Consider the following 16,051-nt stretch of genomic DNA (forward strand, 5'->3'; position numbering starts at 1 on the left):
AAAAAGATATTTACTTGAATGAAAAAAACAGGTTTATATTTAAATGAGAGTTATAAAACTTTTAAACAGCAACTTTTTCGGTTAAAAGGGGGCTTTTCTTTGAAATCCATATTTCCACCTATAATATTCAGTGTGTGAATACCTCCTTAGATTTCTATACATTAGTCTATATATAATGGGATTCTATACACTGTAAGAGATAGGACTAAATGATTTTCGCCTTATTTATGTAGCAAGGCCGTTTAATTTCATTGTAATCTTTCACAAAATATAAATAATCCTCCTTAGTAGGAAGATTATTATAAGAGTATGTAGTATGGAATTTTAACCAATCATAATTTTTTCTTCTGCGTATTTATAAGGTAATTTATTATGTTTTTTGGCTAATGCAAAGGCTATTGTCAATGGCCCAACTCGTCCAATGAACATTAGAAGGGAAATAACAATTTTGCCAACGGGACTTAAATCAGGGGTTATTCCTAATGACATGCCTACAGTTGCAAAAGCGGAAATTACTTCAAATAGGATTACATTTAATGGTGCATCTTCTGTAATGGTTAAAATAAACAAAATAAATGAAACGATACCTATAGAATATACTGTTATAGCGAAAGCCCTATATACTAAATCTTTGGGAATACGTCTTTCCATTATGTTTATATCATCATTTCCCCGAATTAAGTTCCAGACGGCAAGAAGAATGATAATAAATGTTGTCACTTTAATTCCTCCAGCAGTTCCACCTGAACCTCCACCAATAAACATTAAAATCATCGTAATAAACTGAGTGCTCAGTGTTAATTCAGGCATATTTAAACTGTTAAACCCAGCAGTTCTTGGGACTACTGCATGAAAATAAGCTCCTAAAAATTTATCTTTTAGAGATAGGGGACCCAATGTTCCAGGATTATTAAATTCTAATACAAATATAAGAATTGTAGGAAGAATGATAAGAAAGGCTGTGATCCATAAGACTAATTTTGAATGTAAGGAAAGCTTTCCTGAAAACCTTCTTTTCCAAATATCTAATATAACCGTGTAGCCCAGACCTCCAATGAGTAATAAAGAAGTTAGAATAAAAACTACAGTAAAGTCACCGGCATAGCCAGTGATACTACGATAATCTCCCATAATATCAAATCCTGCGTTATTAAAGGCCGAAATAGAGTGAAATATACCATAATAGATAGAAGTTGGGAAACCAAAATCAGCAGACCAACGAATTGCTAAGAACAAAGCACCAATTGCCTCGAATAGTAAGGTAAAAAGGAGGATGAATTTTACTAGTCGTACCATACCTTCCAGTGAAAGCTGATTTAAAGATTCTTGAATGATCAATCTTCCTTTTAATCCAATATTCTTACCAAGGAATATAGCGATGACAACTCCAATGGTCATGAATCCCAATCCACCAGTTTGGATTAAAAATAAAAGAACACATTGACCAAATACTGTAAAAGTCGTACCAGTATCAACTACAACTAATCCAGTAACACAAACGGCAGAAGTTGCTTCAAATATAGCATCAATAAAAGAAAGTTCATATCCATCATTTGTTGATATAGGCAACATGAGGAGAAATGCACCCACAAAGATAAGAGAAAGGAATCCAATGGATAATACTTGTGCAGGATTAAACTTCAAGAAACTCCCAATAATATTTATACCTTCCGGTTTAGTTATTTTCACAATTATCCTCCAATTATTAATTATCAGTATTCAAGTGAATTTTACACTTATTTTTTATTTACAACAAATAGATTTTTAATGATTTAACTAGATCTTGGAATCTTATTCTTTACTTTATGGATGTTAATATATCACAAAAAAATAATTGACTATATTATTTTTTTGCTTCTAAGTTTTAAATGAGTAGAACTGAACTGTAAATAGTCTTTTTTCTAAAAACGACTATTTACAGTATCTTTATGCAGTAGTATGATAAACAAGTTTCCTTGCAACAATACGTGTTGTTTTATTAGTTAAGGGGACTATAATAACTGAATAATAATTTAGAGGTGTAAAATGATTTCGCTAAAGAGATTATTAATTGGAAGACCATTAAAATCGAATGCATTAGGAGAGCAAAGAATCAACAAGAAAAAGGCATTGGCCATACTCTCATCCGATGCTTTATCTTCCGTGGCTTATGGACCGGAACAGATATTATTAGTATTAGTAACGTTAGGTACGGCAGCCTATTGGTATTCTTTGCCCATTGCTTTGGGCGTACTAGTTTTACTAACTGCTTTAATATTATCTTACCGTCAGATCATTTTTGCTTATCCACATGGTGGAGGCGCATACGTTGTATCAAAAAATAATCTAGGAACTAATGTCGGATTGGTTGCTGGTAGTTCTTTGTTAGTTGATTATATTTTAACTGTTGCTGTAAGTGTCTCTGCTGGAACAGATGCTATTACATCAGCTTTACTAAGTATCAGAGCAATTACATTCACCAATTGGTACTCCCATTCAAGGGGTAACTTTATTCTTGCTCCTTAGAGCATTTGCTTCTAGTAGCTCGGCATTAAACAGGTGTCGAGGCCATTTCAAATGCAATACCTAATTTTAAAGAACCGGCACCTAATAATGCTGCTAAAACGCTAATAGCGATGGGTGTGTTACTAGCCATTTTATTTACTGGAATTGTTTCTCTAGCCTATTTTTAAGGAGTTTCTCCACGTGAAGATGTAACAGTGGTCTCCCAAATTGCAGAAGAAATATTCGGTAGAAACGGAATGTATTATTTTGTTCAAGGTACAACGGCACTTATTCTTATTTTAGCAGCTAATACAGGGTATACGGCATTCCCGTTATTAGCAGTAAACTTAGCAAAAGATAAGTTTATTCCTAGAATGTTTACCATTAGAGGAGATCGTCTAGGTTATTCAAATGGTATTTTGTTTTTAGCTTTCTTTTCCATTATCCTGATTATTGTATTTGAAGGAAAAACAGAGTCACTCATTCCTTTATATGCGGTAGGAGTATTCATTCCGTTTACTTTATCCCAAACAGGGATGGTCCTTAAATGGTTGCGAGAAAAACCAGAAGGGTAGAAAGGGAAACTTATTATTAATGCATTGGGTGCTATTATTTGCTTCATAGTGACCATGATGTTCTTCCTTACAAAGTTCCCACAAGTATGGCCTGTATTGGTATTCGTTCCGGTTATTGTGTATGTGTTTTATAAGATAAAAAAACATTATGATTCTGTAGGAGAACAATTGCGAATTACTGACTTAGCTGAAGTGAAAGATATATCAGGCAATGTTATAGTTGTACCAGTTGCAGGTATTACTCGTGTTGTGAACAATTCTCTTGCCTATGCAAAATCGTTAAATCCTGATAAATTAATTGCTGTTTATGTGGCGTTTAGCCGTGAGGATGAGAAGAGATTTGAAGAGAAGTGGAATCAATGGCAACCGGATGTCCGTCTTGTTACCTTACATTCCCAATATCGAAGTATTATCCAGCCTTTAACTAAATTTATTGATACGGTGGAATATAAAGCAGGAGAGTCAGATTATCGAGTAACAGTAGTTATACCACAGTTTGTACTACGAAAAGGATGGCATAATATTTTGCATAACCAGTCTAGCTTGTTAATTAGGACCTTCCTTCTATATAAAAGAAATGTTATTGTTTCAACGGTACCTTACCATTTTAAAGAATAATCTATAAGAAAAAAGATACCTAAAAAGGGTATCTTTTTTTTAGGATAATAAATCCAATTATTCACAAACTAGTAGAAATACAACCTGAGGAGCAAAGGTATGAAATGGTTAAATTATTTATTCCTTATATTTTTAATTATTCTCTTGGCTGGATGTTGGGATAGGACAAGTTTAATATTGCCGCTGCCACTCGCCCTATCTATTCTCATATGAGATTGTTGGCCATAAGCGAAGAAGTTACGAAAAAGGGAATGTTGGGGTTTTTGGATTTTGTAGATCGAAACAGAGAAATAAGAGATGATTTTAGTATCGTTATTGTAAAAGGGAACAGTGCCGGTGATATTTTACAAGTAAATAATATGTATAAAAAAAGTGCTTCTCTGAAGCTATTTACCCAATTAACGACGATGCAAAAAGATTGGGGTGGAGCACCAGATATTAAATTAAATGATTATGTTCGGATATATAATTCTCAGGGCCAAACTCCCGTACTTGCAGCGGTTAAATTAGCTGGTGATCCGAAAAAAGGGGGAAATGTAGAAAATATGAAAAGTGAACAACCTGAGAGTCAAGTAATTGTTGACTCCTTGGCTGTTTTAAAAGCGGGGAAACTTGTTGGCTATGCCTCCTTGTATGAAATAAGGGATATGCTTTTTGTACAAAATAAAATTAAGAGTACAGTAATAACATCAATTTTTGGAAAAGGAAAGTTTGGTTATCGTATTACTGCTTCTAAAACAGAAGTTTCTGCGAAAGATTTAAATGGAGTACCTAACTTTCATATTAAAATAGAAACGGAAGGTACTTTAGAAGGTACTGATATTTATCACAATTTTAAAGACATTTTTGCGTTTGAGGGATTAGAAGATTCAATTAACAAAAAGATGGAAAAAGAAATAAAAGAATTTATTAATAAAACAAAAGAGGAATTTAATGCGGATATTTTTGGGTTAGGTGAGTTGCTTAGAGACCAGGATTATAAGCATTTTAAACAATATAAAGACAATTGGGATGATGGGTATGCTAAAGCACAAATACATATTAATTTTAATTCAGAAATCAAAAGAAGTGGATTAAGAAAAGATCCGGCAATTATGAAATGAGAGGGGAGATTTCCTTTTTTTTATAACCATCAGAGAAGCGAAAGTATATAAGTCTTCACAAAAACAATCCAGTAGTTGGACAATTCCCGTATCAATTATGGACAAAAGAAAATCTTATAATAGGTGAATTATCGCAAGCTCTTTTTAATCATAAATTTCTCTTAAGGTGTACATGACATGAACCAGTAACCTATTTTATATATTCCCATTATTAAATCATTAAAAAGTTTGAACCTTATTTATTTGGGGGATAAATTTTAAATATTTGCAACAAAATACATAAAATTCTTAGAAGCTCAGAGCTATTTTTGGCATTTATTTAGTATTAAATTGGAAGAAACAAGCTATACAGAAAGGAATGGGAAAAATGAGAAATAAAAAAGCATCCATAGGTCAATTTGTTCATTTTAAAAGGGCTAGCTATGATGTTTTAGGTTATGTAACAATTTTTTTGGAGAATAGTGTAATTGTAAAAATAGACAGTGATATTGCTGAAAAATTACATTATGAGACTAATTTAACATTGGTGAATAATAACAAATACAAGATTATAGACAAGAACGGAACAGTTGCTTAATTTATTTCTAATACATATTTTTTTATTCAAAGGTTGCAATTAGCAGCCTTTTTTATGTTATTGGAATGACAGTATTCTTGTAATAAATGAAGAAAAATAGGTTTTGGTAGAAACATGGCAGCATTCCTATAATAAGTATAGAGATCCATCTTGTGTCACAAACATGGCAGCATTCCTGTAATAACTGAAAATGCGATTTGAAAGAAAAAAGACCTCTTGATAAGATAAATGTGTCCTGAGCCAGCCAGCTAAAAAGGACAAAATATCTACTCGGAGGTCTCAGCTTCAAGCATTACCAGAAGAACTGGTGAGATATACAGAAGAGGAATTACTAGAATACCTAAGGCAAGCAGTGAAACGTAGTATAGGGATTAAGAAGATTCAAGCTTTAAAAGAAGCCGCCAATCGCTCGATTGGCATCCGTCAGGGTGCCATGATGGCTAAAATGGAATTAAGAACGTTAATCCAAAAGTATGAACTCATTCAAGCCAAGTTCGAAGAGCTTGACCAAACTCTGGATACACTACTTCAAGATATTCCAGGCGTTGATCAAATGTTAGAAATAACGGGAATTGGACGCGATACAGTGGCGGGTTTTTTCGCTGAAGTAGGTGATTTGAGTGAATACAATCATCCTCGTCAAATAACCAAACTGGCAGGGCTTAGCTTAAAAGAAAATACATCAGGAAAGCATAAAGGGAGAACCAGGATTACGAAACGTGGTCGAAAGAAATTAAGGGCACTACTGTTTCGGGCATCTATGATTCTAGTAGCCAAGAATAAAGCCTTTAAAGCCCTGCATCAATATTACACAACGAGACCTGATAATCCGTTGAAAAAGATGCAGTCTTTAATTGCTTTGTGTAATAAGCTCATCCGTATACTCTTCTCTATTGGTAAGAAACAGTTTGTGTTTAAAGAGGAGAAGATGTTGAAGGACATCCCCCATATGCATGCATTTATCCAAGAACCAATAGCAGCTTAATCACTAAAAAACTAACTATTAACAAATAGATTTGAACAGATGAACAGACAAAATCAGCATGGGATTAGTCGGCAACGGAACTAACGTAAGGACAAGATCCTGTAGGGCAGCATGACCAACATCCACCTTATGGAAAGGTTGAACGAAGGAATGTAGGAGCGTAGACTCTGTGAGACTTGGGAGGGTAGACCCCCGTAAGATATGTGGACATCCATTGGTGCGTACATACCTATTTATCCAACTTTTTGAAATGAACCGAAGGTTGGCTAGTTTCTTGCGCTCAGTTTCTTCGTAAACAGCTTGATTGTGCTCTTTTCTCTCTAACCAAATCTGTAAAGTTAAACAAGTTAGATAGCAATATGGAGAAAAGCTGCGTATTTAAGAGATAATTGTTTGTTTATTGAGGGAGTTTAGTTTAATAAGAAAAAACATTTGACATTATCAATTAATGACGTTAACATTTAATTTGAGGCGATGATATATGAAAACACAGGATAAAATTCAAATACGTGAATTGTTACAACAGTTGGTAAGGGACTTTGGACTTCTTCAAAAAGATGGTTCTGACTGTTGTGGAATTACAGTATCACAAAGTCACATTGTCTATGAGTTAAGTAAAAGTCCGAATATATCTCAACAGACATTGGCAGAAAAATTAATGATGGATACAGGACTTTTAAGTCGTCAAGTGAATAAATTGGTTGAGCTTCACTTCATCTCAAGAGTTCCAGATCCTAATGATAGAAGATATGTCCTTCTGTCACTAACAGATGAAGGGGAATCGAAGGCAGATGAAATTTCCAATCAAATGGTGGAGTATCTCGGTAATATTTTCGAACATATACAGGAAGATAAGCATCAACAGGTTTTGGAAAGTCTAAGTTTGCTATTGGTTGCAATGAATAAAAATAATGGATTAGGTAGTTGTGCCACCAAATAAGGTGGCTTTCATTAAATATTATATTTGATAAAGTCAATTAATGAACAAGTCAATTGAGGAGGTAGAAGAAGTGATTAGGAAAGTGGAGGAAAGGGACTTATTAGAAATATTAGAGATTTATAATCAAGGCATTGAAGATGGATTAGCCACATTCGAAGAAGATTTAAAAGATGAAAATTATATAAACAATTGGTTTAGTCTTCATAGTGGAAGACATTGCGCTTTTGTTGCAACAAATGAACGAGGAGAAATTATGGGTTGGGCTTCCATAAACCCATATAATACTAGGGCTGCTTATTATGGCGTAGGAGAACTATCCATATATATACATAGGGGATTTAGGGGACAAGGAATAGGACAGCAACTATTACATGTCTTAGAAGAAGAAGCAAAATCACAGGATTTCTACAAACTTGTGCTCTCTACATTTCCTATAAATACTTTAGGCCAAGGTTTATACCGAAAGCTAAACTATAGGGAGGTTGGATTATTTAAAAATCAAGGAAGATTAAGAGGCAAATTTGTAGATGTAATGATAATGGAAAAGCTGCTTTTTGATCAAAATTACTATTTGTTGAATACAAAGGAGAGTAATTAATATGTCTGAATTTAATATCTTATCATCTTGCTGTCAGCCATCTGATGAATCTCAAGTAAAAACGACTATCGATAAAGAACTACCTATTGCTATTGTTGGGGCAGGTCCCGTTGGTTTAGCTGCTGCAGCTCATTTGATTCAATATAAGCAAAAAGTTATTCTACTAGAAGCTGGAACCGAAGTGGGAGCAAACATTCTAACATGGAAACATATAAGGTTATTCTCACAGTGGAAATATAACATTGATAAAGCAGCATCTTCTTTATTAGAGAAATATAAATGGGAAAAGCCGAATTTAGAAGAAATACCTACCGGTAAAGAACTAGTAGAAAATTATTTAATCCCTTTATCAAAGATTCCAGAAATACAAGAAGTAATAGCCTTAAATACAAAAGTCATTTCTATAGCAAAAAAAAATATCGATAAATTGAAGACTGCTAACCGAGAGAATGTTCCATTTGTTATTTATACAGAGCATGAAGGCACTATCCAAGCTATTGAAGCAAGAGCTGTTATTGATGCTACTGGTACCTGGGGAAATCCTAACCCAGCAAACTCTAGTGGAGTTTGGTTAGAATCAGAAAAACACCTCAAGGAAAACATCGCTTATGGTTTACCTGATATCTTGGGAGAAAGTATAAGCCGTTACAAAAATAAGAAAGTAGCAGTTATAGGAAGTGGGCACTCTGCCATTAATGCTTTGTTAGAATTAGGGATATTAAAGGAAAAGAACCCTTCAACAGAAATTTTATGGGTTATTCGAAAAGAGCATGTAGAAGATGCATATGGTGGAGAAGAGAAGGATGCATTGAAAGCAAGAGGATTATTAGGGAGCAAAATCCATGAAATGGTCGATAAAGGGATAATACAAGTGTACACTTCCTTTAAAATAGAGCAACTAAAAAAGAATAATACCTCAACCATAACCATTATTGGCGAAATAAAAGGTGTAAAATCAGAGATTGAGCTAATTGATGAAGTAATAGTCAATACAGGGAATCGACCTAACTATTCTTTCTTGAGCGAATTACGTACAAAAGTAGATTTTGCAACGGAAAGTGTGGAGGAACTATCTCCTTTAATTGATCCTAATCTACACAGTTGTGGAACAGTTCGACCGCATGGAGAAAAGGTACTGAGACAACCGGAGAAGAACCTATATGTAGTTGGTTCTAAAAGCTATGGGAGGGCGCCAACCTTTTTAATGGCTACTGGATATGAACAGGTACGTTCGATTGCTGCATATATTGCAGGGGATATTGAAGCAGCAGAAAAAGTAGAGCTAGATTTACCTGAAACTGGGGTTTGCAGTGTGAATTTCTCAAATATTAAAAGTGATAGTAGTTGTGAAACGGATTCTTGTTGCTCATAAAATTAATAATGAGGGAGTATTATGGTTATAAATAATGGAGGTAATCTAAGTAAAGAGTACTTTAAAGCCTACTTGACACTTATAATGACCAGTATGGGAGGGTCAGTTGAAATGGCAAGAGAGAAGACCTTTACGAGGTTATTTAAGAATCAAGCAAAAACGCTTGGAAACATATCTTATAACAATTTCATCCAAGCTTATAATGAATTAGAGAAAGAATTAGCTAATTAATTAGCATTGATGCAAGGAAATAGGTGTTAAGGTAACTCCTATTTTCTTGCATACTATGGTACTCAACTATATGATAAAGTTAATTCAACGGAAATGGATGATTAATATGTCTTCAGAACAATTAGAAATTACAGCGAATATTTTAAAACTTTTAGGTGATAAGACAAGATTATCCATAATGGGAATGCTTATGATAAACGATTGCTGTGTATGTGAGTTTGTCGATGTTTTTCAAATGTCTCAACCAGCTATAAGTCAACATCTAAGAAAATTAAAGGATTCCGGTTTGGTTAAAGAACAAAGAAAAGGGCAATGGGTTATCTATTCTCTAGATCAACAAAATCAATACTTCTTTATGATAAAAGATATCTTAAAGTACGTACCGAGCCAAAAAGAAAAATTTATTTGGCTTGAAGAAAATGGATTGCGAATTTCATGTGATTAAATAAGTTAAGGGGTTAATGTTTAATGTGATTGACATTAACTTTTTTATAAATTAATATATAAGCATATAATTATATGCGCAAAGTACTTGTTTACTACATGAGTCAATAAAGGCTATTTTTTGACTTTATATAAGTAAATAATAATATGTTTATATAAATTATTATTAGTCTGTTAAGGGAGGTGGATAAAAATGATAAAAGAAGATAAATCTTTAAAGGTAATAGATGTAAAGGATACAGCCAATATTTTAAAACTCTTAGGAGACAAAACAAGATTATCCATGGTAAGTATGTTGGCTGAACAAGAATGCTGTGTCTGCGAATTTGTTGAAATTTTTCAGATGTCACAGCCATCTATTAGCCAGCACCTACGGAAAATGAGAGACCTTGGAATTGTTAAGGAACAAAGAAAAGGACAATGGGTGGTTTATTCTTTAAATACAACGAGTGAATACTACCTATTAGTAAGAGAATTATTAAAACATGTTCCTAGCCAACGAGAGAAGTTTGATTGGTTAGAGGAAAAAGGTTTAAGAATTACATGTTATTAATGGAGGTTAACAGCTTTGCTACAAACAATACTAGCAATAATTATCTTTTTATTAACTTTAACTTTAGTTATTTGGCAGCCGAAAAACCTATCAATCGGTTGGTCCGCATGCGGCGGTGCAATCTTAGCACTTCTTGTAGGCGTAGTTGATTTCAATGATGTAGTCGATGTAACAGGAATTGTTTGGAATGCTACATTGGCTTTCGTAGCAATCATAATCATTTCATTAATCTTAGATGAAATTGGTTTCTTTGAATGGGCAGCTCTACATATGGCAAGGGTTGCTGGTGGTAACGGTCTAAAGATGTTTGTTTATGTTTCTATATTAGGAGCAATTGTTGCTGCGTTATTTGCAAACGATGGGGCAGCCCTAATTTTAACGCCAATCGTTCTAGCGATGGTTAGAGCGTTGAAGTTAGAAGAGAAGATGGTTTTTCCCTTTATCATAGCAAGTGGTTTTATTGCTGATACTACATCTTTACCTTTAGTTGTGAGTAATTTGGTAAACATTGTTTCTGCTGATTTCTTTGATATCGGATTTGTAGAATATGCTTCCCGAATGATCGTACCGAATTTATTCTCTTTAGTGGCAAGTATCCTCGTGTTGTATTTATATTTCCGTAAGAGGATTCCAAAGGTTTATGATTTAAATCAATTAAAAGTACCACAAGATGCAATCAAAGACCTGAAAATGTTTCGTTTATCTTGGGTGATATTGGCTGTATTACTTACTGGCTATTTCGTAAGCGAATTTCTTTCTATTCCAGTCTCAATCATCGCTGGTGTAATCGCAATTATTTTCCTAGTTTTTGCAAGAAGAAGCTCTGCTGTATCTATTAAGAAAGTAATTAAAGGTGCTCCATGGGCAATTGTATTCTTCTCCATTGGAATGTATGTGGTTATTTATGGACTACGTAATGTTGGTTTGACAGACTTACTTTCAAATGTTATTCAAGCAACTGCAGACCAGGGGTTATTCGTTGCAACTATTGGAATGGGATTCATTGCGGCTATTATATCGTCCATTATGAATAATATGCCAACCGTACTTATTGATGCCTTAGCAATTGCAGATACAAATACTACTGGAATAATCAGAGAAGGGTTGATTTATGCCAATGTAATTGGTTCTGATTTAGGTCCTAAGATAACACCAATTGGTTCATTAGCTACTTTATTATGGCTTCATGTTCTGTCTCAGAAGGGTGTAAAAATATCATGGGGTACTTATTTCAAAACAGGTATCGTCCTAACTATTCCAACCCTATTAATTACTCTAATAGGTTTATATCTGTGGCTTTCCATCCTTTCATAATAAGAAATAAAGGGGAGTTAATAATGACAAAAGTACAAATATTTGATCCGGCAATGTGCTGTTCAACAGGCGTATGTGGGCCATCAGTTGATCCTGAACTAACAAGAATTGCATCAGCAATATTTCAGTTAGGTAAAAAGGGTTTCTCTATCGAAAGGTTTAATCTTGCTAACGACCCAGGGGCTTTTGTTGAGAATAACAAAGTAAATAAGTTGTTGCATGAAAAAGGAACAGATTGTTTACCGGTAGTTATATTAAATGGAGAAATAGTAAAGGAAGCCAGCTATCCTACTACTGAGGAATTAGCAAAATGGTATTCATTAGAAGAAACAGAATTAGTGGAAAAGAAACCTTTAACTCCATTACAGTTCATCCAAATAGATAACAAATAAGGAGGAAAACTGGCACATGGAAAAATTTAATCCACTTGCTCTCGAAGGTACCCCATTTTTATTTTTCACTGGAAAAGGTGGGGTAGGAAAAACTTCTACTGCATCTGCAACTGCGATAGCGTTAGCTGATGGGAATAAAAAAGTCCTTCTTGTAAGCACTGATCCGGCTTCCAATCTTCAAGACGTATTCGAAATGGAGTTATCCAATGAACCTACTGAAGTTAAAGGAGTGAAAGGTCTATCAATTTGTAACATAGATCCAGAACAGGCTGCAGTAAGTTATAAAAATAATGTTATTGGTCCTTATCGTGATAAGTTACCAGAAATAGTTATAGCCCAAATGGAAGAACAATTATCGGGTGCTTGCACAGTAGAAATAGCAGCCTTTGATGAATTTACGAACTTATTATCCAACCCACAAATTGTATCAAACTTTGACCATATTATTTTTGATACGGCGCCAACTGGTCATACCTTAAGGCTTTTGCAATTACCGACAGCTTGGACTGGATATTTAGATGAATCAACTCATGGTGCTTCGTGTCTTGGTCCACTTTCTGGATTGGATAGAAAAAAAGAAGTTTATGAAACCACAGTTCAAGTTTTATCTGACCCAGATCAAACCAAATTAATTCTTGTTTCTAGGCCAGAAAAGTTCTCGCTAAATGAGGCAGAGCGAGCTTCGAAAGAGTTAAAAGTAATAGGTATTAAAAATCAAGTGATTATTATAAATGGTATATTAAAAAGCTTTACAAAAGGTGATAGAATTTCTGAAGTTTTTCACCAACGCCAATCCCAGTCATTAAAGAATATGCCAATAGGATTGAATGGACTTTCCCAGTATTTCTTACCTTTTGTTCCATATTCATTAACAGGTATATCTAATTTCAGAAGATTATTTATTGATACAGAAGATATTAACAAAAATGAATCTACATCAATAAAGGGATTGAATTATAGTCCTATCGAGGAAATGGTTGAAGACCTTCATGAAAATAATAATAGAGTTATTTTTACCATGGGGAAAGGTGGAGTTGGTAAGACCACACTTGCTTCTATTATTTCAGTTGGATTAGCTGACAAAGGGAAGAGAGTTCATTTAACTACTACAGACCCTGCAGCTCATATTGGAAACATGTTTATGTTTGACGGAAACTTGCACGATAATTTAACAATTAGCCGTATTGATCCAGAGGTGGAAGTAGATAAGTATAGAAAAGAAGTTCTAGAAAAAGCCAAAAATGATATGGACCAAGATAGCCTTTCTTACCTTGAAGAAGACTTAAATTCACCATGTACGGAAGAAATAGCAGTATTTCGTGCCTTCGCTGAGGTAGTTAGCCGTTCTAATGAAGAAGTGGTTATTATTGATACAGCTCCGACAGGTCATACTCTGTTGTTATTAGATGCTGCTGAATCTTATCATAAAGAGATTAAAAAAGCGAATGGTGATGTACCATTAAGTGTCCAACAGCTATTACCAAGGTTACGTAACCGGAATGAAACAAGTGTGATTATTACTACACTAGCAGAGGCGACGCCAGTCTTAGAAGCTCAGAGGTTACAAGAAGATCTATTAAGAGCAGATATTAAAACAAGTTGGTGGGTAATTAATCAGAGTTTATATGCAACTGAGACAACAGATCCCATCTTAGAACAAAAAGCACAAGCCGAAAAAATTTGGATGAAAAAGATAAAAGAACTCAATGATAAAGTTGCTATTATTCCATGGGAACCAGAAGAAATTATTGGCTACAAGCAAATACAGAAACATTACTTTTCTGATGATGGAGGAAGATAATAATGAAAATTACGGAAGTTGCAGAAAATAAACTGTTAGAGATGATAAAAGAAAATGGAGCTCAAGGCATTCGGTTTTATTTTGCTGGTCAAGGATGCTGTGGACCACAATTAGGTGTTTCTTTAGACTCTCCAGAAACGACAGATAAAGTCTTAATGATTAATAAGATACAAGTTGCAATGGATGAGCGAGTTCAAGATATGACAGATAATGTTGTCCTTGATTTTTCAGAAGGTGGATTAGTTCTTTCTGGGCTACCAGAACAAAATTGCTAATTATATAGAAGTAATAATATGGTAATTCTAATTTGTATTTTGGAGGATATAATTCATGAAAGTTATTATTATAGGATCAGTAGCAGCAGGTACATCAGTAGCAGCGAAAGCAAGAAGAAACGATGAAAAAGCGGAAATCACACTCTATAATGCAGATTATGACATTTCATATTCTATATGCGGTATTCCTTATTTCCTAGGTGGAGAAGTAGAGGAACTGGAAACATTAACACCAAGAAGTGCAGCTTGGTTTAAGAAACGCTACAACGTAGATATTTTTACCCGTCATGAAGTAACTACGATTGATGCTGAGCAGAAAAAAGTTCAAGTTAAAAACTTAGATACAAATGAAATAAAAGAAGACACTTATGATGTATTGGTATTTGCAACAGGGGCTTCACCAATTACTCCTGACATTGCAGGAGTTGATAAAGAGAATGTTTTCCAAGTACGTACGATACAAAATACAGCAGCAATTGATCAATATATGAAGGCGAACCAACCAAAGAAAGCAACCATTATTGGAGCTGGCTATATAGGTTTAGAAATGGCTGAGCAGCTTACTCATAGAGGATTAGATGTAACAATCGTACAACGTAGTAATCACGTAATGGCACATATGGATAAAGATATCGTTTCACGTGTTGAAGATCATATAGTGAAAAAGGGAGTCAACCTAATTTTAAGTGATGAAGTAACTTCTATAAATGAGAAGAACGTACAAACAAAGTCAGGGAAAACTATTGAAACGGATATTGTCATATTAGCTACAGGTGTTCGCCCAAATACAATATTAGCTAAGGAAATAGGGGTTACTATTGGTGATACTGGAGCTATAGCAGTTAACAACAAAATGCAAACTAACCTTCCTAATGTGTATGCTGTTGGTGATGTGGCAGAAAGTTATTCTGTTATCACTGGGAAACCTATCTATCGTCCATTAGGAAGTACTGCTAACAAAATGGGAAGAATAGCTGGTGATGTAATTACTGGAGGTTCCTTGGAACACCGTGGTATTTTAGGAACTGGTATATTACGTGTATTCGATTTAGCAGTCGGGCAAACTGGTATGAATGAAGTAGAAGCATTAGAAGAAGGCTACGATATTGAAATACTTCATAATATAAAACCAGCTAGAGCAGAGTATCTTGGAGGAAAAGAGCTAGTTATTAAAGCAATTGCAGATAGAGAAACTGGCAGAATTTTAGGTGTACAAATAGTAGGTGAAGAAGGTGTAGATAAACGAATTGATGTCTTTGTAACAGCAATGACGTTTAAAGCAAAAGCAGAAGATTTATTCCACCTAGATCTTGCCTATGCACCTCCATTTAGCACAACAAAAGATCCAGTTATGTATACTGGAATGGCCTTGCAAAATGCTATTGAAAAGAAAAATAAGCTAATTACACCGAAAGAACTAACAGAAAGAATTGAAAAAGGAGAAACGATCCAGGTAATTGATACACGTGCAACAAAACAATATAATGTATCAAAAGTGGAAAGTGCCGTTAATATTCCTTTAGGCGAATTACGCGAGAAATCTAAAGAATTCGACCCTAATTTACCTACAGTAACTTACTGTAATAGTGGGGTAACTGGAAATGCTGCACAAAATGTACTACGTAACTTAGGGTTCAATGATATTTATAATCTTTCTGGTGGAAATAAAAATTACCAAAATTATATTAAAAATAAATGATGATATCAAAGACCTTTAGAAAAATCTAAAGGTCTTTATTTATATTGTGTTTTTAATAAGATGGGGAAGTTACATGGATACCCAACAAAT

General features: G+C 34.3%; 13 protein-coding genes and 2 pseudogenes. 14 read left to right on the top strand and 1 reads right to left on the bottom strand.

Annotated elements, in window-relative coordinates:
- Positions 1-324: 324 nt before the first annotated feature.
- Entirely contained in the window at positions 325-1,689 is a 1,365-nt protein-coding gene (locus tag L8T27_RS28400; RefSeq protein WP_237944442.1) for a TrkH family potassium uptake protein, read from the bottom strand.
- A 336-nt stretch (positions 1,690-2,025) separates the two neighbouring features.
- Between L8T27_RS28400 and L8T27_RS28405 the strand changes: the two are divergent.
- From L8T27_RS28405 to L8T27_RS28470, 14 genes and pseudogenes are all read left to right on the top strand, one after another.
- A pseudogene (locus L8T27_RS28405) lies at positions 2,026-3,677 on the top strand (APC family permease).
- A 218-nt stretch (positions 3,678-3,895) separates the two neighbouring features.
- Complete coding sequence (locus L8T27_RS28410) at positions 3,896-4,780, top strand: Ger(x)C family spore germination protein (protein WP_182103623.1); 885 nt, start codon at positions 3,896-3,898, stop codon at positions 4,778-4,780.
- A 367-nt stretch (positions 4,781-5,147) separates the two neighbouring features.
- A complete protein-coding gene (locus L8T27_RS28415) occupies positions 5,148-5,357 on the top strand; it encodes a DUF2187 family protein (RefSeq protein ID WP_182103622.1) in 210 nt (69 codons plus the stop codon).
- A gap of 280 nt (positions 5,358-5,637) precedes the next feature.
- Positions 5,638-6,342: pseudogene (locus L8T27_RS28420) on the top strand (transposase); the annotation flags it as partial.
- A 481-nt stretch (positions 6,343-6,823) separates the two neighbouring features.
- Positions 6,824-7,282, top strand: a complete 459-nt coding sequence (locus L8T27_RS28425) for a MarR family winged helix-turn-helix transcriptional regulator (protein ID WP_182103621.1) — start codon at positions 6,824-6,826, stop codon at positions 7,280-7,282.
- A 70-nt stretch (positions 7,283-7,352) separates the two neighbouring features.
- Positions 7,353-7,880 carry an arsinothricin resistance N-acetyltransferase ArsN1 family A gene (locus L8T27_RS28430; RefSeq protein ID WP_237944443.1) on the top strand — a complete coding sequence of 176 codons (528 nt, stop codon included), beginning with the start codon at positions 7,353-7,355 and terminating at the stop codon, positions 7,878-7,880.
- 1 nt (position 7,881) lies between these two features.
- Entirely contained in the window at positions 7,882-9,252 is a 1,371-nt protein-coding gene (locus L8T27_RS28435; RefSeq protein WP_182103619.1) for an NAD(P)-binding domain-containing protein, read from the top strand.
- Between the two features lie 337 nt (positions 9,253-9,589).
- Entirely contained in the window at positions 9,590-9,928 is a 339-nt protein-coding gene (locus L8T27_RS28440; RefSeq protein ID WP_182103618.1) for an ArsR/SmtB family transcription factor, read from the top strand.
- 192 nt (positions 9,929-10,120) lie between these two features.
- Positions 10,121-10,480: an ArsR/SmtB family transcription factor gene (locus L8T27_RS28445; RefSeq protein ID WP_182103617.1), complete on the top strand. Its 360-nt coding sequence runs from the start codon at positions 10,121-10,123 to the stop codon at positions 10,478-10,480.
- Between the two features lie 15 nt (positions 10,481-10,495).
- Positions 10,496-11,794 carry an arsenic transporter gene (locus L8T27_RS28450; RefSeq protein ID WP_182103616.1) on the top strand — a complete coding sequence of 433 codons (1,299 nt, stop codon included), beginning with the start codon at positions 10,496-10,498 and terminating at the stop codon, positions 11,792-11,794.
- Between the two features lie 23 nt (positions 11,795-11,817).
- On the top strand, positions 11,818-12,186 hold the full coding sequence (gene arsD, locus L8T27_RS28455; RefSeq protein ID WP_182103615.1) for an arsenite efflux transporter metallochaperone ArsD: 369 nt from the start codon (positions 11,818-11,820) through the stop codon (positions 12,184-12,186).
- A 16-nt stretch (positions 12,187-12,202) separates the two neighbouring features.
- Positions 12,203-13,987 (top strand): arsenical pump-driving ATPase, encoded by a 1,785-nt coding sequence (gene arsA / locus L8T27_RS28460; RefSeq protein ID WP_182103614.1) that lies wholly within the window; start codon positions 12,203-12,205, stop codon positions 13,985-13,987.
- Between the two features lie 2 nt (positions 13,988-13,989).
- Complete coding sequence (locus L8T27_RS28465; RefSeq protein ID WP_182103613.1) at positions 13,990-14,262, top strand: iron-sulfur cluster biosynthesis family protein; 273 nt, start codon at positions 13,990-13,992, stop codon at positions 14,260-14,262.
- A gap of 55 nt (positions 14,263-14,317) precedes the next feature.
- Complete coding sequence (locus L8T27_RS28470) at positions 14,318-15,961, top strand: FAD-dependent oxidoreductase (protein WP_182103612.1); 1,644 nt, start codon at positions 14,318-14,320, stop codon at positions 15,959-15,961.
- The last annotated feature ends 90 nt before the right edge of the window (positions 15,962-16,051 follow it).

It is taken from the genome of Niallia sp. Man26, from assembly GCF_022049065.2.
Taxonomy (GTDB): Bacteria; Bacillota; Bacilli; order Bacillales; family Cytobacillaceae; genus Niallia.

Coding starts and splice junctions, on each gene's coding strand:
- arsD (WP_182103615.1), top strand. CDS start 11,818: ATGACAAAAGTACAAATATTTGATCCGGCAATGTGCTGTTCAACAGGC.
- L8T27_RS28425 (WP_182103621.1), top strand. CDS start 6,824: ATGAAAACACAGGATAAAATTCAAATACGTGAATTGTTACAACAGTTG.
- L8T27_RS28435 (WP_182103619.1), top strand. CDS start 7,882: ATGTCTGAATTTAATATCTTATCATCTTGCTGTCAGCCATCTGATGAA.
- arsA (WP_182103614.1), top strand. CDS start 12,203: ATGGAAAAATTTAATCCACTTGCTCTCGAAGGTACCCCATTTTTATTT.
- L8T27_RS28415 (WP_182103622.1), top strand. CDS start 5,148: ATGAGAAATAAAAAAGCATCCATAGGTCAATTTGTTCATTTTAAAAGG.
- L8T27_RS28470 (WP_182103612.1), top strand. CDS start 14,318: ATGAAAGTTATTATTATAGGATCAGTAGCAGCAGGTACATCAGTAGCA.
- L8T27_RS28440 (WP_182103618.1), top strand. CDS start 9,590: ATGTCTTCAGAACAATTAGAAATTACAGCGAATATTTTAAAACTTTTA.
- L8T27_RS28445 (WP_182103617.1), top strand. CDS start 10,121: ATGATAAAAGAAGATAAATCTTTAAAGGTAATAGATGTAAAGGATACA.
- L8T27_RS28465 (WP_182103613.1), top strand. CDS start 13,990: ATGAAAATTACGGAAGTTGCAGAAAATAAACTGTTAGAGATGATAAAA.